Here is an 18,162-nt window from a genome sequence, read left to right as displayed (position 1 = left end):
CAAGCTGGCGAACAAGCCCTGTCTTAGTTGCCCTTCTTCTGGTATTCGGCACCAGGGGCCACGAGGTGCCCCGATGACTTCTCGATCGTCAGCGCTACGGGCACACCCGCCATCATCATCAGCTTCCCGTCCGCATAAAGAGCCGATGATCGCTGCAACCTGAACGCATCTTTCGCGCTCTCTGCGGCAAGATTCGGCACTTTGCTCGCGACGTAGAAGTCGTTGCCATCGCCATTACGGCTGATCACCATCTCGGGCGAGCCGCGGCCGCTGAGCTTCTCCCAGTTGCCAACAAACTCCTCGCCGTCTTTTTTTCCGCAACCGAATTGCGTCAGCGTCACGATGACCATCGTTGCTGCTGTCACGAATCGAAGTGCCCTCATTACCTTCTCCTGGTAGTTGTCAAGATCATGCGCGGCCGAGCGAGTTGCTAGGCGCCGACGCTCCACCACGGCCCCCGCCCATCAACTTCATCGCCTTCATGGCGGCACTGGCCGCGTTGCCGATCTTACCGACCATCGACGAGATGCCAACGCCACCAGCCAGTTGCGAGGCCAGAGACGGCATGCTCAAAGAGACGACAATGAACACCAAGCCGGCGCCGACGATCTTTCCCTCAATGGCATAGGTCAGCATGACGTCCTTCGCGCTGAAGCTCGTCGGCAGCACCGATGTCATGAACCGCACTTCGATTGCGCCGAGTGCCCCGAACAGGGCGACGAGAATGCCGTAGTTCAAGCACTGTCCCACCCAGTTCTGAAAGAACTGCCGTGTAGCCGGGAACAGCGCCGCGACAACGAAGGCCGGGCCGAGCGCGAGCAGTAATCCCAGCGCGAATTTCGCGAGGATGATGTATGCGGCGGCGATAGCAAGGAACGGAACACCAACCAAAATGATGCACGCCGCGAGCACGGACACCTCGATATAGAGGCCGATGTCGGTAATGCTGAGCCCTTCGTACAAACTCTTGATCGCGTCGAAGTAGAGACTCAACAGCGTGTCGAGGCCGTTGCTGAGATCGCTCCCCCCCATCAGGGCGCGGCTGAGATCGTCGCCCAGTCCGTTGAAGAACGGCACTACGTATTCGCTGTAGTAGCCGATGTTCATCCCCGCCGTGAGCACGGCGGCCCACGCTGCCATCTTCAGCAGGAAATCCACGATCGGCTGATTCTCATGGCCTCGCCAGTACGACACCAGAATGAGAAGCACGTAGAGGCTGAAGCCAGCAGCGACCAGCGGACTGATCAGCGAGATCATCTTGGCCGAGCCAGTGCTGATCGTGTTCAGCACGTCCTTGTCGAACGCATTGAACATATCGGTAAAGATTGTCAGTTGCATGGCCGCGCTCCTGGCTTACTGGTCGATCGGTTCGTCATGCAGGCGACGCTGCATGTCACGATGCGCGGCCTGCTGCGCAAACTCCTTCTCGGCGTCCTGCAGCTTTGCCGCCAGATCGAGACGCATCTTGTCCGCGTTGATCGACGAAATCTCCGCCGACCAGCGGTTCTGAAGATCCGCCTTCGCCGCGGGATCCTGCGTCAAGTTCGATTGCTGCATCAGCTGCTGGATGTTGTTCAGCCGGTCGATCGACGCCTGATACGCGCGCTCCACCATCGCCTTGTTCGCGGCCAGCGTGTTATTCAACCGGGTCTGGCCCGGCGTGTACGCAGTCAATCCCTCCTGGCGCAGGATACTGTCGGCAGCGCCACTGATGCCATTCAGCTGCCCGTTCTTCACTGCGTCGTAGACCGACTGCCATTCATCGGGCAGATAGTTGCGCAGCGACGGATTGTTGAGGATGTCGCCGAGGCCGCGATTGCCTATCATCGACTGATACTGGCTCGTGATGGTGATGTATTGCTGCTTGAGTTGCTGCACGGTAATGATCGCCTGCGCGAGAGTCGACGCATCGAGCACGGGGATGCCCTGCGCGTGCGCGGCCTGGGTCGAGCAGAATGCTGCGATCGCTGCAGCGCCGATAAATTTTCGGATGGTTTTCATTGTCCTGTTCTCCGGTTATATCGTGGGGCGCTCAGTGCGCTGCTGTACCAATGGCGGGCAAAAGTCCCACGCCCCTCGCGCGGTCGAACTCGAGCGTTTGCTGCAGCGTCGTATCGATGCGAATCAGCGTGGCGAGAATCTGTTGATTCACAGCCAATTGATCGGGCGCCGACGCGGCCTTGCCCACTTCCGCGTAGGTCGACGGCTGCGCCCCGAGGTTCGCCGGCAGCTGAGCCTGCAACGCTCTCACCTGCTCGATCGCCGCCGCCACTTGCGCTCTTCCACCATCATCGACAACCGGAAGGCCGGTCGCATGTGCGGCCGTGGCCACTCCAAGCGCAGCGGTAAAAATCAGACGCTTGATTGGGAGTTTCATCGTCAGGCTCCTTCGTGGGACTGCTGTTGCTGCCGGACCATCGCCAGCACGTCGAGGTCATGCGGCACGATCGAACGGCGCTGGTGCCGGATTGCGTCCAGGTACGCCAGCGCAGCTGGACACGCCGCGTTGCGTTCGTCCGCCTCCAACTCGGCCGGTGCCACGTCGATCGGGCGGTAAGGATTCACCGGGCGCGAAATGGGGCGGATCAGGCGATCCCACTGGTAGATCGCCAACAGGCAGACAACAACCTGCACAAACCCGACCATGACGCCATTAAGAGCCGGTCCGCTATCCCACCAGTGGTGTCCCGAAATCGCTTGCGAAGTCGCGTTGAACTGGTGCACGAGCACGGCACCAGTCAAGAGCGTCAATCCGCTGAACCCGACGCCAAACACGATTCGACGGCCCCAGGTCTTCCGATCCCACATCCGGTCGTGCGCGACCGCCAACTGTTCCAGCTGGTCGCGCGTGGCCGGCCCGATCGCAGATACGAAATGCAGATCGCGTTTCATCGTCACTCAACCTCCTCCGCCGGCGCGGCCTCTGCCTCGGGCTTGCGGTCCCGCTTGCCCTTGCGACGTGCCTGGAACAGCTGCATGCGCAGATCCGTATCGCCATGCGCGTCACGCGTGCATTCTTCCCAGATCGCGACGTTGTCGAGACTGCTGGAAAGGACCGCAATCTCGTCGTTCATGCCGGCCAGGTCCAGCGTCGCGAACGCAGACTGGTTGCTCTGCTTGATCAGGAACGTGCGCGATTCCTTCGACAGGGCCTTGAGTGTCCGGAACTCACGATCGGTCAGGTTCAGAAGCTTGTAACCGTCCGGCGTTGCGTCCGGGTTCGGCAGGTAGATCTTCGTGGCCGTGAGGTCTCGAATCTCGGCGAACACCGGACACTGAATCGCGTCCTCCGGCGATTGCGAATCCAGGATCAGGAATTCGTCCGCCTTCCGGCCGGTCTTCAACGACTTGCGGATCAGCTCCTGCGTGGTCGGATAGCTGGCCGGCAGCCAGAACTCCGCGATCACCGTCGCAAGCAGGCCGCCCTTGCGCTGCATCTGCTCTTTCAGGTACAGCAGGTGTGCGAGCACCGGCTCCGTGGCGGCATAGCCCTTCTTCAGGAAGTCCGTCACGTCAAAGCCAATACGACGCACATCGGCGATGTTGGTCAGCGCGCTCGGTTCGTTGTCCAGCGCCCACGCGAATCGACCGTTAGTTGCGTGACACCATTGGCTCAAACGCAGCCACAGGCTGTTTTCTTCGCCGGTATCCGGGATCGACTCCATCAAGCGGCTGAAGGTCTTGTGTTCGATGTTGTCCAGCGACATGACCGTGTCGACCGCATGCTTGATCTGGCGCTGATCGTCCGCGCTCAGCTTGCCGTTCTCGTCGCGGCAGCATGCACCGACCAGGTCGTAAAGATGCGCGCGGTTGCGCTTCGTATCGGGCAGGCCGAGCGGCGCAAGACCGGTCGGCTCACCTTCGCGCAGCGTGTAGTAGATGGCGCCCATCTCCTCGAGGAAGATTCGCAGGCCTTGGTCGAGATCGAGCGCGAAAATCTTCGGGTCGAACCGCTCGAGAAAGGCAAGCAGCATCGTCTCGAGCGTCGTCTTGCCTGTGCCGGTCGAGCCGAGAATCAAGGTGTGGCCGGCAACCTTCTCGCCGACGCTGTTTTCGTCGAGGCGCGACGCGTGGCAGTTCAAGCTGAACAAACTTTTCGCAACCGTCTGCACCGGCATGAGCGCCGAGCCGTCACCGAGCGGATTGCCGCGAGCCTTGCCCGCCGAATACGTATGCATCGAAAACGACGACGCGAGGTTGCGGGTCGACTTCGGCATTGGCCGTGGCTTCGTCTTGAAGCCGGGCACCTGGCTCATATACGTGTACGGTGCCGAGGCAGTTGCCTTCACGAACTTGAAGCCACAATCGTTCAGCGCACGGCTCGTCACATATGCACCGTTGCTGATCGCCGCTTCCGCCGTGTCGCCATACACGATCAGCGCACCGTGATAGTCGCCGAATGCGAGATCGCGCCCGGCGATCAGCGCGAGCGCATCCTTCAGCTCGTCGATCTGGTGCGTGGCCTTGTCTTCGACGGACTCCAGGTTGTTGATCTGCGCCTGAATCGCGTCCATCGCGTCGGCGGTGCTCAGGCAGCCAAAGCTCTGCGTGAACGTGAACTCGACCGGCAACGTCAGCAACGGATTCGTTTGCCCCCATCCAGCCTTCGGGAAATCCTTCAGGTCGTAGCAGGTCGCAAAGCGAGTCGAGCGGTCCGTGCGGATCTCGACCGTGTCGTAATGAAAATGCAGATGCGACGTCGGAATCAGATCGCGCCCTGTTGCCTGCGTAACCGGCACGCGCTCATCGATCCCGTTCACCAGCTCGCCGATGAACTGATACGGTTCCGAGAACAGGATTCCGTTGTGCTCGTATGTTTCGAGCGGCTGCGGATCGTAGGCGATCAGCGACTTCGTCAACGACTCGCCCAGTTCCTCGAGCTCACGCACCGACTCGTCCAGGTCGTCGCCCTGCAGGATCGCGCTGATGTAGAAACTGTTCTCGTAATGATGGTGCTTACGGAAACGCTGCAGGTACTTGTCGACGGCCTGCTGGATGAACGGGTTGTAGAAGCGGTACTCGTCGCCGAACGACACGCGACGCCGGCGGAACGTGCTCCACAGCGACAGGCGATTGCCCTTTTCCAGTGTCATCGCGGCCAGCTGGCGATTCCAACTGTCGTAGCGCGCCTCGATCTCGCCGCGGCTGACCGATTCGAACGGCACGCCGTTCACGCGCAGCACCATCATCGCACCGCCGTTGTCGATGCTCGTCGTGGTCACCGACACCGGGCGACCAATACGCGGCAGCTTATCTTCAGCGCCCGCGACGAGTCGATTCAGATCGTTCGTTACGCGCATGCTTCGTCTCCTGCAGCCCCGGTATCGGGCTGCCCCTTAACGAGGCCAAACTCCGTCTCGGTCAGGCGCAGCATGTCGTAAAGCGCGGCGCTGGTACTCTTACCCGCGCCGGTGGTGCCTATGACCATCGTGTGGCCCAGCTCGACCGGCCACACACTTGCGGCACCGCCGGCGTGCGGGATGGTATGGCGGTTACTCATCGTTATCCTCCTGTACCTGCGTAAGCAGGCTTTGACGCAGCGCCTCGAAGCGCTCCAGATCCTTGCCACGCGCGAACGAGCGTGTGTAGACGCCGACGTCACGGCCATAACGCATCGGCGCAAGCGTGTAGGTTTTGCCGAATACCGACACGCGTCGGCGATCGAACCAGCAGCGGAACTCCAGCCAGAACAGGCGCAGCGCCTGGTCGTCGGTTTCGCAGACGAACCGGAAGAACATGAAGATCGGCACGCCGGCCGAGCCGATCAACAGGCCGCCTGGACCGAGCACGAAGCCGCCGATCATGCTGGCGATCAGCGAGGTGCACCCGATGATCAGCGCCGGAAACATTGGGACGCCCCCGATCATCGCGACACGGTTCAGGCCCGCATAGGACGGATACAGCGTGCGTTCATCTTCCATGTCGATCAGCCGAACAGCCCAAATGCCCAGCCAGCCAGCACGAGCGCGGAGCCGACGCCCGCCACCTTCGCGATGCCGCCGCCGAAATCGTGAATCCAGTCCGCTTTGTTGCTCCAGCACTGCACACCTTGCCAAACCAGGTAGGCGCCAGCACCGATACCAGCAAGGCTATAAAACCAGGTTGTGAAGGTACTGACGGCTTGCGTGCCGGCATTCAGGCCGCCTCCGGCGTATGCAGCGTGCGCGGCTACCGACATGACAACGCCGGCCGCAACGCGGCGGGCGGCACTCCCGCGTTGCGGCGCAGCTCCGTCGACCAACGCCGGCACTACGACACTCGGACGCAGCGTTGCCGCGACTCGGTTCAGTGTGGTTTTAGGGAAACTCATCTTCATCGGATGCTCCGTTAAAAATCGCCCAGGGCGTCCCAGGCGGGGTGATGGTCTGTCTCGCGGCCACGATCGGCCCCGGTTGTAGATGAATCGTCGGCCCGTCGCAGGCGCGCCGGCCGCGCTGCGCCACGCGAAGCTGGTGCCGCACCGTCCGGTACGACTGCGATCGGTGGCACGACCGTCGCACTGGCGCCGACGCTCGTTGCGTTCGCGGCCACGCGCTGCACGTAACTCGTGCCGCCGAAATCCCGTTTGAAGCCTCGTGTGAAGTTGCCGCTGTAGTAGCAGCTGAGCGCCGCACGCACCGCGTCTTGCGGCACGCGACCACCGGCCGTTGCACGCGTGTAGCAGTCGGCGAGGATGGCGCCGCCGGCGCGCAGATTCGCGCACGGGTCGAACACGGTTTCGGACGTGAGCCCGTAGATGCGAAGGTTCGCGCGGTTGACTTGCGCGAGGCCCATGCTGTAATTCCAGCCGGCCGCCTCGAGCGCACGCGCGGTTGCCACCGCCTCATCGCGCGAACGCGGCTGACGCGCGAGACGGCCCCCAACCACGCCGATCGCATACGGGTTGAAACCAGATTCCGTCTTGACGACCGCCTGCAGGGTGGTCGGATGCACGGACGGCGCACACTGTTGCGCCAGCGTCGCGAAGTCGACGGGCATCATGCGCGCTCACCGATCACGAGCAGTTTCGCCAAGGAATGTTTGAAGATCTTGCGCATATCTCACCACTCCGCGTCATCGCGCGGCCAACCGCGCTTCCACATCAAGAATGCGATCGCAAACCAACCGCACGCCACCAGGCCAGCGCCGACCAGGTCGTTGATCGACCGCCGTTCGATCAGCCAGTACACGGCGCCAAACATCGCCGTCGCGACGATGAAGATCAGCAACGCCCGCACGCTTGCTCGAATCAATCCGAAAATCCTGTTCATTGCATGGCCCTCTCTCTGTTGTTAGATCCAGCCGCCCATCGCGAAACCGCCCCGCGGTTTCTTGCGCTTCGGCGCGAGATTCGGTGTGCCGTTCGCATCGGGATATGACGCCTTGCATGGCTGCTCGGCCTTGTAGTTCGAGCACCCCCAAAAGGGGCCGTCCTGTCCGTTGATCCGACGCAAGTGGCCGGTCTTGCATACCGGGCACGGCTTCGCGCCCGGCAGTTGCATGGGGGCCTCCGCGATCACTCCGACAATCCGCGTAACCATCCTTTCGCTACGCTGCATGAACGCGTCGAACGTCATTTCGCCGGCGGCCACTGCGTCGAGCGCGATCTTGAACATGCCGGCAACCGTCGGATCCTTGACCGGCTCCGGCAATGCGGCGAGCAGCGCGCGAGCGGTCGGGCTCGTCATGAAACGGGTCTTGGAACCCTTCACCGGAACCAGGAAACCTCGTTCGCGATGCTCCGCAATGATTCCGGCGCGTGTCGCGCCCGTGCCGATCCCGTTGCCCACTTTCAAGCGCGCCTTGGCGGCCGGATCGTCCGTGTACTTGTGCAGGTCGATCATGGCGTCGATCAACGTCGCCTCATCGAACCGCGCGGGCGGCCGCGTTTCTTTCGCCTGCAGATCAACGTCGATCACCAGCAGCTGGTCACCCACCGCTAGCTCCGGCAACATCTGCACGTCATCACCGGTTTCAGGCTCGGACGGCTTCAGCACCGCAAGCCAACCGCTAGAAACGGGCGTGCGACCGCCCGCGATCAGGCGATTGCCGGCGGATTCAACTTCGATCGACGTCTGCATAAACGTCGCGGCCGAATAGAACTGCACCAGGTAGTAGCGGACGATCAAGTCATAGACCTGGTGCTGGAGCGGCGTCAGCGTGCTCAGGTCCGCTCGGCGGGTCGTCGGCACGATTCCGTGGTGCGGGTTGCCCTCCATCTTCTTGTCATCGAATGCGCGCGAGCGCAGCGTCGGATCCGCGCGATCGACGAGCGGGGCGAGATCCGCGCGGTTCGCGGCGAGCGCAGCCAGCACGTCGGGTGCCTCGCCGTGCTGCGCTTCGGCCAGATAGCGGTTCTCGGTACGCGGATAGGTCGTAAGCTTGTAGCGGTCGTAAAGCTCCTGGGCGGCTTCCAGCACCTCGGCCGCCGTGCAGCCGAAGCGACGACACGCCTCCACCGTCAGCTCGTTCAGCGACAGCGGGAGCGGCGCCAGATCGCGCGCCGGCTTGCGCTCGAATGCGCTCACCGACGCCGGCGCATTGGTCAGGCTTTGCGCGAGCGCAGCGGCGACGTCGGAATCGACTAGCCGGCCGTCCTCGTCCAGGCCTGGTTGATCGTCTGCGGCCCGCCATTTGGCTGTAAATGCCCCCTTCGCGTGCTGCAGCTGCGCGGACAACAGGAAATACGACGTCGCCGTGAAGCGCTCGATCTTGTCGTCGCGCTCGAACACAATCTGCAGCACGGGTGTTTGCACACTACCGACGCTCAGCAACGCATCGAAGCCAAGCGATTGGGCACGACAGGTCGCGGCACGCGTGAAATTCAAACCGAACAGCCAGTCGTATCGGCTACGCGCAAGCGCCCAGCGATGCCACGCACGGAATTGCGACTCGTCGTTGTCGCGCAGATTCGCGAGCGCCTTGCGGATCTCGTTCGGGTTGTTGTTGTTCACCAGCAGCCGCTTGACCGGCAACGTGTTGCCTAGGTATTCCAGCACCTCGTCGACCAACAATTGGCCCTCGGCATCCGGGTCGCCCAAATGCACAACCTCGTCCACGTTGGCAAGCAACTGGCGAATCGCGTCCAGAATCGGCGCATGCTCCTCTTGCGGCTCCAGAACCCACGTCGGCGGGACGACAGGCAGATCGCTCGCGCGCCAGATCTTCTTGCCATTCCGGTTGAGCGGAACATCGTCCGGCAGATAGAAATCGGGCATCGCCTGGGCCAGGATGTGCCCCTTCAGCGGCACGAAGAAGTCGTCGCCAACCTTGTAGGCCACACCATTGCGCAACGGGCGACCGTCGAGCACTGCCATCACGTCCTTGGCAAGAGACGGCTTCTCGGCGATGTACAGGCGCGCCATGCTTATCGCTCCTCCGATCTGGTCACGCACGCGCGCACATAGCCCCCATGCGGCAGGTCATTCTTCGGTTGATCGAAAAAACGACGCGTGCTCAGCGAGTCCTGCGTATGAAACGCATTGGGGTGCGCCACACGCAGGACTTCGGTCAGCGCATCGACGGCATCCGCGCCTTCGAACGACGCATTTAGGAGTGCTTGTTGTTCTACGGTGGTCAGTGACATGGCTTGGTCCTCCGGGAGGATCAGTCAGTGACGGTTGCCGAGCCCGAACCAGGGCGACGGCGAGCCGTTGTTCCCGATGCCGCTACGGTTGTTCTCTTGGTCGTCGATCCAGCGCTTCGCGCTTTCGGCGGGATCGTAGAAGGGGGTGGTCGAGCCGCCGCCGAAGTATTCGGTGCGCGAACTGGATTTCGTGCCGAGGCCGCCGACGATGTTCCACCAGACACGCGTAAAGACCTGACCGTTGAGCTTGACCTGGATAACGCTGTGGGCGCGGCAAGCTGGCCCGTAGAGGTTGCTGTAGTACATCAGGTCATACGGGCAGAATGAGCCGCTGGCACCACTGTTGCCCCCGGTGATCGTGGTCGACTTCACCAGTTGAACAACATCGTCCGGAATGGCGCGACGAAACTCCTCGGGCAGAGCGTCCCAGCTTTCCATCAGGTTGCAGGTCGGGAACGGGTGGCCATGGCTGAGTTCGTCCCAGAGCTTTTCGATGGGAGGCACACATTCGCCCTCGTGCTCGGGGCCGCGGGGGTCAGAGAGACACAGCATGACCTGACAGCCCCAGCCGTCAGCGCGCGCTGGCGCGGCGGGCGCGAGCAGTGCGGCCGCAACAGCGAACGCGTGCAGGTTTACCTTGGTCGCGCGACGGGACCAATGCGCTACAATGGGCGTAGCCATTCCTGTTTTCCTCACAGTTACTGCGTAATGGTCAGGTTGATGTCAGTGCGCCAACACCGACATCAACCGCTTCAAGCACTCCCTCCGTTCTCGGAGTCGTTCGCCGTCTCTGTTTTCGCCAAATCGGCGGCCATCAACTTTTTCAGTTCGCTCACGAGTTGCGCATTCTTGGATCGCCCCTCGACCTTAGCCCGTGACTTGAGCCATCGGTCGACCTCTACCGGCAATCGACATTGCGACCGCACTACATCCTCCATGAAATTAGTCACTCCGAGTGATGTTTTGCGTCACTATACGATGGTGTCTGCGTAGTGTCAAATACTCCACCTATGGATGACACTTACCGCTCCCAATTCCGACTCCCGTGGTCCGTCTACCTTCAGCTCAAAGAGGCGGCCCAGGAAAGCGGCCGCTCTTTGAATGGTGAGCTAGTTGCTCAACTTAGCGCCTCTCTGGCCCGTAAATCGGGCGAGCCCGCGAAGCCAGCCCCGCTAAGCACGGAGCAACTGGCGAAGGTGCTACAGCAAATCTCGTTGCCAAATCTTTTGACCGTCAATGAGCTTGAAACTGTTGCGAAGCGTCTCCAGAAACTTCTGGATAGTGACACCTAGTCGACTTGCCTGGTAGGCGCGCTGCGCAGTGCCGCGTGCACTGTCTGCGCAAACATGATCGCGTGCTCGCCATCACCATGCAGGCATAAGGTCTGAGGCGATAGCCTGATTCGATTCCCATCACGCGCTCGCACCGTACCCGTTTCTATCAAATCACTCACTCGGCGAGTCACTTCGTTGACGTCATGGATGACTGCGCCGGGTTCGGCCCTCGGCAGCAAGCGTCCATCGGCCGCATAGCCACGATCCGCGAAGGCCTCGTCACAGGCGTGCATGCCGAGCTCGCGGGCGAGGCGAACAAGCTGGCCACCCGCCAACCCGTAAATCACCAGCGACGGATCCAGGTCGCGCACGGAGCAAACGATTGCTCGGCAGACCGCGATGCTCTTTTCCGCGTCGTTGTATAGCGCCCCGTGGGGCTTTACGTGTGCCACACGTCCCCCGAACGCACGCACAATTCCATCCAGTGCACCGATCTGATACTGCACGCCCGCGTAAATCTCTTCGTATGTCAGTTCCATCGATCGGCGGCCGAAGTGCTCTCGATCCGGGTAGCCCGGATGCGCACCCACCGCGATTCCGCGCTTCAGTGCCGCTTTTACGACGGTCCTCATCGTCAACGGATCGCCCGCATGCCAACCGCACGCAATGTTCACTGACGTCGCGTAGTCGAGCAATTCGAGGTCATTGCCGCTCCCCTCTCCAAGGTCGACGTTCAAATCAATCTTGCGCATTGGACTGCCCCTCTTGATCAAATCGATTGCAGTGCTTATGAATACGCAATGCACCATCACCGATGTACACGTTGTCGTACTCGCATCGAGAACCGCCGTTTTCGACGGTGAGAGTGGTCAGCGAAGACGAATTTGAAGCTCCACCCGTCCCAACAATGACGGCGAGGACATAACCTACAGCGACCACGATCAGGGTGATCGCACTCTTTCTCGCTGAATTCATCGGGTCACCTCTGTATCAGCAACAGCCGCACAAGCTCGGCATGCCCGAGGTTGGCACGCCCGGAACCGCGCCAACATCTGCGCCGTTTCATAGTCGCTCAACAACGAGTCGCGACTATCGTCCTTAGCGGCGCGAGAAATCGCATCGAGAAGTTCTCGGGGCGCGGGATCACGAACGGTTACACCGCTAGCGGCCATGCCTTCGTAGTTCTGGCGCACACGCTCAGGCAACCGCTCCCATGCGTGTTTTTCAGTTTGCTGGCCGGCAGCAAAGATTACGGCGCGTTGGTGCTGCGATAGTCCGTCGAGAAAGTGCCTATTGGCAACGAGAAACGAAACCGGATACGCGTAGCCGAGAGCGGTGAAATTTGGCAAAACTTCGGCGTATGCTCGACCGGCAGCACCATCACCGGACGACATTACCGCATCAACTCCGCCGGCTTTTATTTGGTCGAGCGCTTCCTGAATCGGCAGAAAAACCACGTCGGCGCCGAGCATTTGCATCACCCGCCGAGACGATTCATCGTATGTGCGGATCCTCATGCCAACCAAGTCCGACGGCGAACCGATCGCTGTTCGCGACCAGATTCCAGTCGGTGGCCACGGTATCACCGCAAGGAGGACAAGATCTCGGTGTGCGAGGGCAGCCCGGTAGGCCGGTTTAGCCACTCGCGACATCTCGCGCGCCTCGGCAATGGAATTCACCTCATATGGCCGAATCGACAACGCCAAGATTGCGTCGCGGGAAGCCAAGTCGCCGGCGAAAAGCACACCGAATGGTTGTCGGCTGATCCGCTCCTGAACCCCAGCAACCCCATGTTTATCGGTGAAATGGGGAATGGCACGGGTAGTGTCCTTGCCCGCCTCGTTCAGCAGGCGCGCGAAATCCTCGGCCGCCTGCCCTGAAACGGTGTCAGCTGGGTAAGCCGTCGCAATGGACCACTCGGGCCTCGGCGCCCCCCGCGCAACGTCGATCGAACTCGCCATTGGCGCAACGATCGCTAACAGCAGGCCCGCCAACCCCTGGGCCGTCACTATCCAGGCTCTCTTTCCTTTCGGCATTCCGCCGCTCCGTATTCGCTCGAAACCTCACGGAATGAAGCGTAACGGACGGTAAGAGGTAATGGCTATATCACTGTTTTTCATGATTTTAGACGCCTTTATGTCTTATCAATCAACTTGATCGATCAGACCAGCGTCGGACGCCATGCGAGCACAGGCGCGAATATCGTCGCGACCCATCTTGATTTTGATCGACTTGTAAAGTCGGTATATCTGTCGCTGGGTCAGTGCAAGATCTGCGGCAGCATGTGTGGCGTCCCCCCCTCGCCGAATCCACTGCAGGACGATTCGCTCGGCGTCGCTTAACTGATACCGCGACGCTGCCACCCGCCGAAACCGGATCGCGGGCCAGTCCAGCAGTTCTTCGGCGAGGCCCCGCAGTTCGCGCTGGCCTTGCCAAATCGTATCTTCACCGGCTGGCCGCGCCTCGCTTGAGCTGACGTGCAAGAGGCCAAATACCTTCCCCTCATCCGAACCGCGATTTGCCGGTAGAAACACGTTGCTTCGCAACCCATATAGGGCGGCCTCGCGCGCGAACCACGGCCCGTTCGAGCTACCGAAGGATTCGAAGCCACGCGCGGGCATAACGTTGCTTCGCGCATATTCCAAAACGGGATCCGTAACCACACGGCGCTCGTATACCTGCAGCCAACTAGGCGGACAAGCTGCCAGAATGACGTGGGTGTCGATCACTGCGCCGCCGACCGGGGAATTTGTCGACATAGACAACCAGTGGAACAGCGCGTGAGTGCCGCCACGTGTTGCACAGACCGTACGCATCAGAGTCAGTACATCCAGTTCGCTGTTGCAATCGGCGACGCTCGCAATAGCGCGGACGCTCGGCTTGCGATGCGAGCGTCGCTCCACAGAGTCAACGATTGAACGGTAGTGCGGAGCCAGCACCTCATTGTATGGATCGTTTTCCAGAAACTCGGTTAATTGGGCACGATCGGATCCGTCGAATAGCAGCACGACGACGGTTCCATCGCGTCTCGTATGGATTCGCTGCAGCAATACTCCGCGTTCACGGCCATCGACCAATCTCAGCGCAATCGAGCCATCCCGCACTGGTATTTCGGGAACGGAACCAACATGTTCGCTGGTATCGCCGAACAACTGATGAAGCTCACGATTCATGACCCCGTGGCTCCACCAAGTTGTTCGGAACTTCGACGAACTCTTCTGCGGAGAAGAGACTCCCATATACCACTACATTTGGAAAGCCCTTAAGCCGGGATAGCTGTTCCAGGCTACTCACGCCGGCAACTTGAATTTTCAGCCCGAGTTCAGCACACGTTGTCAAAATGCCGCTAAGCATCGACTCCGCAACTTTATCCTCCGCCGCTGCGGCCAGCAGCTGTCCTCCGACCTCGACACCAGCAAGCGGCAACAAACGAACGATGGAGATTGACCAATCATCGCCCGTTATATTCGCTGCATAGATCTCTACCCCCCGCTCGCGAAGCTGCCTCAGCGTCTGGATTGCACGCGGGTGCCCAATGAGATCGCCGGGTTGAGAAATGCCAAGGCGCAGGCGATGGCTATCGAACGCGTGCGTCGCCTCGATGTACGCAAGAAGCTGATCCAGGTCGCCCTGAAGGACGACAGCCGCAGGGATCGCCGCATACGTCGGGATTTGAATGTTCGTGTCGCGAGTACATACTTCGTTCAGCTGGTAGGTTCCCAATCGGAACAGGAGATCATGCCTATCAGCAAGCTCGTGGAGCTGCACCTCCTCACGCACATCGTCAACTGATCTCGGCCACGTCAACGACGCGCGCAGCGCAATCAACCGACGGAATTCCGCCTCGACAATCGGTTCATATCGAATCACCAGTGCCCGGCGCTCCATTGCCTGCAACAGCTCCCGAAAATCGTCATCGTCGAGATCTAGCCGATGCGCCATCGCGTCTGTATAGATCCGCACCTCGCTCTCGCCGGAGTTAGCGGCCGCGCTCTTTGCCTCGGCCATTGCACGGTTTGCGTTCCGCCATAAGTCTGCCCCGGCTGTCGGCGACAACTCGAGCGACGCTATGCCAATGGAAACCTTCATCAAATAGGTGTGGCCGCGCAAACCGAACGCCATCGAAAAGGCTTCGACGATAAGCCGGGCCGTCCCGAACGCCTTCGACAATGCATCGTGATCTTGAATCAGCAAGCTGAACTCATCACCACCAACGCGCGCTACCCGTATGCTGTCAGCAGCAACACCTCGCAGTCGATCGGCAACAAGCCTCAGCAACGCATCGCCGGCGTCCTGACCAAGCAAGTCATTCACTCGACCGAAATCACGCAAATCTAGAGTGACCAAGGCGATTGAATTGGCCGCGACTGGGACGTGCGCGCAGTGCGCATCAATCGCGTCCCGAAAACTACGTCGATTTTCCAACTCGGTCAGAGGATCCGTTTCCGCTGCCTTGCGCATTTCCTCCTCGGCGTGGATCAGTTTGCTTGCATGGCGCACCGCCAAGAGCGTTGCTACCGAAACGATCATCAAGAGAAGTGCCAGACAGGCCACGTATGCGCCCAGATGCCCGCGAAATGGCAGCATTGCTTCGTCCTTCGACAATGCCACAGCTGCAATCACCGGATATCCGTCGACATGGGCGTAGGCAAAGATCCTCGTTGACCGATCGACTGGATCGGTCAGTTCACCAGATCGGACATCTGAATTGTCGAGGTACGTAGAGAAACTTGGACCTGTAGCCGTGGCAGGCGCGCCAGGTTGCGAGCGCGCAAGCAAAGTACCATTGCCGAGGAATGCGGCCAACGCTCCATGTTCGCCAACGTTTGCGCGACTAAGAAAGCCTTGGGACAGGTATTCCGGGTGCTCGGATGTCACGACTACGCCGGCAAAGCCGCCGTCGGTCTTGACCAAACGTCGGCTGAATTGGATTGTCACGTCACCGGAGACTCGCCCCTTTACTGGCGCCCCGATGTACAAGGCCGCATCAGAATTATTCTTGTGGAAAACAAAATGCGGGCGATCGCTAACATAGATCGGCTTGCTTAGAGCGTGAGGCCAGGTTTGCAGCACCTTGCCGTCTGCCCCGACAAGAGTGATCTGTGCGGCGGAGTCCGGAGTAATGGCAGCCCCATCAATGAGCGATCGCAGATCGAATGCCGCAGGTGCCCGATCATACTCATATCGAATCACCCCAGTAAGCGCGTCGGCATTCGCCAGCACTTTCTCCAGGTGCACGGCATACGATTTGGCAACGATCTCAGCAGATCGTCGCGCAGCAGCGTACGTACTCCGCCATTCATTGAATGCAGCGGCAACTACTGCGATGCAAAGCACGACGCATAACAACGAGCCTATGCTCAAAATTCGACGACGAATCAAGGCCTGACGTCGTTCAATAGCGTTCGCCACTTTATCCTCCGACAATTTCTAGCCGCCACTATAACTGACCGGCGACGGCGATGGACTCAATGCGCTACTCTTGCGAAAACGGGAAATTGATGGGGTCGATGATGTGCTATTCCGCCAAGATCCAAGCCAACTACCGAGAGTACGTGCGCCTCTACGGCGCGGACATGGACATCGAGACGTTCCGCCGCCTGTTCTTCGCGCGGGCGGCCGGGAGCGATATCAAGATCCCGAAAGCGGTCGAAGCCGCGTTCTCCGGTGTCGACGACGAAATCTCAGCCGCGATCGCCGCGTATCGAATTCAGCGAGCACGAAAGCTGGAGACGGATCTGTTCGAGCAGCGCACTCGGCTCGCCGCGGCAGAGAAGAAGCTCGCCGTGAAGATTACGAAGAAGGCCAGCGAGGACGTCCGGATCGCCACGGACAAGATCGATGCGGCAACGCGCGGGCTCGACGACCTTCGCCGGCAGGACCTGCAGGAGCGTGATTCGCGGATCTTCCCCGGGTGGTATGCGCCCGTGCTGATCGAGCTCGACGGCAAGCGCCTGGTCGTGCCGATGCGGTATCGATGCCGTATTCCGGGCTGGACCGAAGCGGACGAGAAGCAAAAGAACGGAAGCTATAACGCGCGGGCGGACTCGCTCAGTACCGCCTGGCGGAAGGTTTTCGGCTTCACGCATGGCCTCGTGCTCGTCGACACTTTTTTCGAAAACGTGAAGCGCGACGGCCAGAACGTCGTGCTGCGCTTCGATCCAACGCCGCCACAGCAGATGCAGGTCGCCTGCTTGTGGACGCGCACCGAGATCCCGGGCGGCGACGACCTATGGTCGTTCGCGGCGATCACCGACGACCCACCGCCGGAAGTGGCGGCAGCTGGCCACGACAGGTGTATCGTCCCCATTAAATCCTCGAACGTCGACGCCTGGCTCGCGCCTGACCCATCCCGGCGTGCGCAGCTGCGCGAGATCCTCGCCGACCACGAACGGCCGTACTACGAGCACCAGCTCGCAGCGTAACCGGGGGGTTGGAGGGACGGTAATCTCTGGCATATACTGTATAAACATACAGTGTTTGCGTAACCGACCCCATGCATCCCGCCCTCGCCCATCCCGAAGCAATTCACCCAAGCCTGTGGCGAGCCAGCCAGCTGGCGCGCTCGAGCGCGCGCGGCGTCGACACGGGCCATCCGGAACTGACGGCCGAACTCCCGGGCGGTGGCTGGCCGGCCGGAACGCTGGTCGAGCTACTCACGCCGCAGCCTGGCATCGGCGAGCTCCGGCTGCTGGTGCCGGTGCTCGCGCGCGCGGCCGGCAAACCGGTCATCCTGATCCAGCCACCGCATGCGCTGCAACCGCTCGCGCTCGCGTATTGGGGCATCGATCCGTCCGGGTTCGTGACGCTGCCGGCGCCGCGCACGGCCGACGCGCTGTGGGCCGCCGAACAGGCGCTGCGTGCTGGCACGTGCGCCGCCGTGCTGCTCTGGCAGTCGCACGTGCGCGCGGACGCGTTGCGGCGGCTCAATCTGGCCGCGCAGAGCGGCCAGGCGTTGTTCTATCTCTTCCGGCCGGTGGCCGCCGCGCGCGACGCGTCGCCGGCACCCTTGCGGCTCGCGCTGACACCAAAGCGGGACGGCGTCGACGTCACGTTCGTGAAGCGCCGCGGGCCGGCACGCGATACGCCGCTGTTCGTCCCCTTGTCCCCCTCGCCGATTTTGTTGAACCGCCATGCAAGTCTGGATCGGCGTGCATCTGCCGCACCTCAACCTCGAAGTGTTCCGGCCGCGATCGCCGGCGCCGTCGCCTAACGATGCGCGCGGACTCGTCGTGCTCGAGGGCGGCCGTGTCGTGGCGCTCGATCGCGCCGCGCGCGCGCTCGACCACGACGCGTCCGCGCGCACCGTGAGGCGATCGGCGG

Annotated in this window: 22 protein-coding genes; 3 read left to right on the top strand and 19 right to left on the bottom strand. The window is 61.1% G+C overall.

From position 1 onward, the window contains the following. Positions 1–23: 23 nt before the first annotated feature. The 14 genes from F3J14_RS13915 to F3J14_RS13850 are packed head-to-tail and all read right to left on the bottom strand — an operon-like array spanning position 24 to position 10,246. Positions 24–383: a hypothetical protein gene (locus tag F3J14_RS13915; RefSeq protein ID WP_166723474.1), complete on the bottom strand. Its 360-nt coding sequence runs from the start codon at positions 381–383 to the stop codon at positions 24–26. Positions 384–408: 25 nt separating this feature from the next. Then, positions 409–1,338, bottom strand: a complete 930-nt coding sequence (locus F3J14_RS13910) for a type IV secretion system protein (protein WP_166723473.1) — start codon at positions 1,336–1,338, stop codon at positions 409–411. Between the two features lie 15 nt (positions 1,339–1,353). Next, positions 1,354–2,001: a type IV secretion system protein gene (locus tag F3J14_RS13905; protein ID WP_166723472.1), complete on the bottom strand. Its 648-nt coding sequence runs from the start codon at positions 1,999–2,001 to the stop codon at positions 1,354–1,356. Between the two features lie 31 nt (positions 2,002–2,032). Beyond that, a complete protein-coding gene (locus F3J14_RS13900; protein ID WP_166723471.1) occupies positions 2,033–2,377 on the bottom strand; it encodes a hypothetical protein in 345 nt (114 codons plus the stop codon). A gap of 2 nt (positions 2,378–2,379) precedes the next feature. Further along, on the bottom strand, positions 2,380–2,892 hold the full coding sequence (locus F3J14_RS13895) for a hypothetical protein (protein WP_168736213.1): 513 nt from the start codon (positions 2,890–2,892) through the stop codon (positions 2,380–2,382). Positions 2,893–2,894: 2 nt separating this feature from the next. Then, a complete protein-coding gene (locus F3J14_RS13890; protein ID WP_166723469.1) occupies positions 2,895–5,300 on the bottom strand; it encodes a transporter in 2,406 nt (801 codons plus the stop codon). Then, entirely contained in the window at positions 5,291–5,500 is a 210-nt protein-coding gene (locus F3J14_RS13885) for a hypothetical protein (protein WP_166723468.1), read from the bottom strand. Before F3J14_RS13885 ends, F3J14_RS13890 begins: the two co-directional genes overlap by 10 nt. Next, complete coding sequence (locus tag F3J14_RS13880; protein WP_089471789.1) at positions 5,493–5,921, bottom strand: VirB3 family type IV secretion system protein; 429 nt, start codon at positions 5,919–5,921, stop codon at positions 5,493–5,495. Before F3J14_RS13880 ends, F3J14_RS13885 begins: the two co-directional genes overlap by 8 nt. Positions 5,922–5,926: 5 nt before the next feature. After that, positions 5,927–6,316, bottom strand: a complete 390-nt coding sequence (locus tag F3J14_RS13875) for a hypothetical protein (protein WP_166723467.1) — start codon at positions 6,314–6,316, stop codon at positions 5,927–5,929. An 11-nt stretch (positions 6,317–6,327) separates the two neighbouring features. Continuing rightward, a complete protein-coding gene (locus F3J14_RS13870) occupies positions 6,328–6,981 on the bottom strand; it encodes a lytic transglycosylase domain-containing protein (RefSeq protein ID WP_166723466.1) in 654 nt (217 codons plus the stop codon). 59 nt (positions 6,982–7,040) lie between these two features. Beyond that, positions 7,041–7,250: a hypothetical protein gene (locus F3J14_RS13865; protein WP_166723465.1), complete on the bottom strand. Its 210-nt coding sequence runs from the start codon at positions 7,248–7,250 to the stop codon at positions 7,041–7,043. Between the two features lie 21 nt (positions 7,251–7,271). After that, positions 7,272–9,344: a DNA topoisomerase gene (locus tag F3J14_RS13860; RefSeq protein ID WP_166723464.1), complete on the bottom strand. Its 2,073-nt coding sequence runs from the start codon at positions 9,342–9,344 to the stop codon at positions 7,272–7,274. 2 nt (positions 9,345–9,346) lie between these two features. Next, on the bottom strand, positions 9,347–9,565 hold the full coding sequence (locus F3J14_RS13855) for a hypothetical protein (RefSeq protein ID WP_166723463.1): 219 nt from the start codon (positions 9,563–9,565) through the stop codon (positions 9,347–9,349). 24 nt (positions 9,566–9,589) lie between these two features. Beyond that, a complete protein-coding gene (locus F3J14_RS13850) occupies positions 9,590–10,246 on the bottom strand; it encodes a hypothetical protein (RefSeq protein WP_166723462.1) in 657 nt (218 codons plus the stop codon). 329 nt (positions 10,247–10,575) lie between these two features. Here F3J14_RS13850 and F3J14_RS36085 point away from each other — a divergent pair, with 329 nt between their 5' ends. Then, positions 10,576–10,857 (top strand): Arc family DNA-binding protein, encoded by a 282-nt coding sequence (locus F3J14_RS36085; protein ID WP_166723461.1) that lies wholly within the window; start codon positions 10,576–10,578, stop codon positions 10,855–10,857. Here the strand turns inward: F3J14_RS36085 and F3J14_RS13840 are convergent. From F3J14_RS13840 to F3J14_RS13820, 5 genes are all read right to left on the bottom strand, one after another. Next, a complete protein-coding gene (locus tag F3J14_RS13840; RefSeq protein ID WP_166723460.1) occupies positions 10,854–11,591 on the bottom strand; it encodes a 5-oxoprolinase subunit PxpA in 738 nt (245 codons plus the stop codon). The genes F3J14_RS36085 and F3J14_RS13840 overlap by 4 nt on opposite strands. Continuing rightward, a complete protein-coding gene (locus tag F3J14_RS13835; RefSeq protein WP_166723459.1) occupies positions 11,578–11,814 on the bottom strand; it encodes a hypothetical protein in 237 nt (78 codons plus the stop codon). Before F3J14_RS13835 ends, F3J14_RS13840 begins: the two co-directional genes overlap by 14 nt. After that, positions 11,811–12,875, bottom strand: coding sequence for a TRAP transporter substrate-binding protein DctP (gene dctP, locus F3J14_RS13830; RefSeq protein WP_166723458.1), 1,065 nt, complete (start codon positions 12,873–12,875; stop codon positions 11,811–11,813). Before dctP ends, F3J14_RS13835 begins: the two co-directional genes overlap by 4 nt. A gap of 108 nt (positions 12,876–12,983) precedes the next feature. Then, complete coding sequence (locus tag F3J14_RS13825; protein ID WP_166723457.1) at positions 12,984–14,012, bottom strand: hypothetical protein; 1,029 nt, start codon at positions 14,010–14,012, stop codon at positions 12,984–12,986. After that, entirely contained in the window at positions 14,002–16,251 is a 2,250-nt protein-coding gene (locus F3J14_RS13820) for a diguanylate cyclase (protein ID WP_166723456.1), read from the bottom strand. The genes F3J14_RS13825 and F3J14_RS13820 overlap by 11 nt, the downstream gene beginning before the upstream one ends. Before the next feature lie 101 nt (positions 16,252–16,352). On the opposite strand from F3J14_RS13820, the gene F3J14_RS13815 reads away from it, so the two are divergent. Together F3J14_RS13815 and imuA are read left to right on the top strand one after the other, a co-directional pair. Then, complete coding sequence (locus F3J14_RS13815; protein ID WP_166723502.1) at positions 16,353–17,264, top strand: SOS response-associated peptidase family protein; 912 nt, start codon at positions 16,353–16,355, stop codon at positions 17,262–17,264. A 71-nt stretch (positions 17,265–17,335) separates the two neighbouring features. Then, positions 17,336–18,052, top strand: coding sequence for a translesion DNA synthesis-associated protein ImuA (gene imuA / locus F3J14_RS13810; RefSeq protein ID WP_166723455.1), 717 nt, complete (start codon positions 17,336–17,338; stop codon positions 18,050–18,052). Positions 18,053–18,162 lie beyond the last annotated feature (110 nt).

The sequence above is a fragment of the Burkholderia sp. Tr-862 genome (assembly GCF_011753085.1).
Taxonomy (GTDB): Bacteria; Pseudomonadota; Gammaproteobacteria; order Burkholderiales; family Burkholderiaceae; genus Burkholderia; species Burkholderia ambifaria.
This window is presented reverse-complemented; position numbering and strand designations above follow the sequence as displayed.

Bases quoted from the DNA above. Each gene is read 5' to 3' on its own strand.
- F3J14_RS13915 (WP_166723474.1), bottom strand. From the start codon at position 383: ATGAGGGCACTTCGATTCGTGACAGCAGCAACGATGGTCATCGTGACG.
- F3J14_RS13910 (WP_166723473.1), bottom strand. From the start codon at position 1,338: ATGCAACTGACAATCTTTACCGATATGTTCAATGCGTTCGACAAGGAC.
- F3J14_RS13905 (WP_166723472.1), bottom strand. From the start codon at position 2,001: ATGAAAACCATCCGAAAATTTATCGGCGCTGCAGCGATCGCAGCATTC.
- F3J14_RS13900 (WP_166723471.1), bottom strand. From the start codon at position 2,377: ATGAAACTCCCAATCAAGCGTCTGATTTTTACCGCTGCGCTTGGAGTG.
- F3J14_RS13895 (WP_168736213.1), bottom strand. From the start codon at position 2,892: ATGAAACGCGATCTGCATTTCGTATCTGCGATCGGGCCGGCCACGCGC.
- F3J14_RS13890 (WP_166723469.1), bottom strand. From the start codon at position 5,300: ATGCGCGTAACGAACGATCTGAATCGACTCGTCGCGGGCGCTGAAGAT.
- F3J14_RS13885 (WP_166723468.1), bottom strand. From the start codon at position 5,500: ATGAGTAACCGCCATACCATCCCGCACGCCGGCGGTGCCGCAAGTGTG.
- F3J14_RS13880 (WP_089471789.1), bottom strand. From the start codon at position 5,921: ATGGAAGATGAACGCACGCTGTATCCGTCCTATGCGGGCCTGAACCGT.
- F3J14_RS13875 (WP_166723467.1), bottom strand. From the start codon at position 6,316: ATGAAGATGAGTTTCCCTAAAACCACACTGAACCGAGTCGCGGCAACG.
- F3J14_RS13870 (WP_166723466.1), bottom strand. From the start codon at position 6,981: ATGATGCCCGTCGACTTCGCGACGCTGGCGCAACAGTGTGCGCCGTCC.
- F3J14_RS13865 (WP_166723465.1), bottom strand. From the start codon at position 7,250: ATGAACAGGATTTTCGGATTGATTCGAGCAAGCGTGCGGGCGTTGCTG.
- F3J14_RS13860 (WP_166723464.1), bottom strand. From the start codon at position 9,344: ATGGCGCGCCTGTACATCGCCGAGAAGCCGTCTCTTGCCAAGGACGTG.
- F3J14_RS13855 (WP_166723463.1), bottom strand. From the start codon at position 9,565: ATGTCACTGACCACCGTAGAACAACAAGCACTCCTAAATGCGTCGTTC.
- F3J14_RS13850 (WP_166723462.1), bottom strand. From the start codon at position 10,246: ATGGCTACGCCCATTGTAGCGCATTGGTCCCGTCGCGCGACCAAGGTA.
- F3J14_RS36085 (WP_166723461.1), top strand. From the start codon at position 10,576: ATGGATGACACTTACCGCTCCCAATTCCGACTCCCGTGGTCCGTCTAC.
- F3J14_RS13840 (WP_166723460.1), bottom strand. From the start codon at position 11,591: ATGCGCAAGATTGATTTGAACGTCGACCTTGGAGAGGGGAGCGGCAAT.
- F3J14_RS13835 (WP_166723459.1), bottom strand. From the start codon at position 11,814: ATGAATTCAGCGAGAAAGAGTGCGATCACCCTGATCGTGGTCGCTGTA.
- dctP (WP_166723458.1), bottom strand. From the start codon at position 12,875: ATGCCGAAAGGAAAGAGAGCCTGGATAGTGACGGCCCAGGGGTTGGCG.
- F3J14_RS13825 (WP_166723457.1), bottom strand. From the start codon at position 14,012: ATGAATCGTGAGCTTCATCAGTTGTTCGGCGATACCAGCGAACATGTT.
- F3J14_RS13815 (WP_166723502.1), top strand. From the start codon at position 16,353: ATGTGCTATTCCGCCAAGATCCAAGCCAACTACCGAGAGTACGTGCGC.
- imuA (WP_166723455.1), top strand. From the start codon at position 17,336: ATGCATCCCGCCCTCGCCCATCCCGAAGCAATTCACCCAAGCCTGTGG.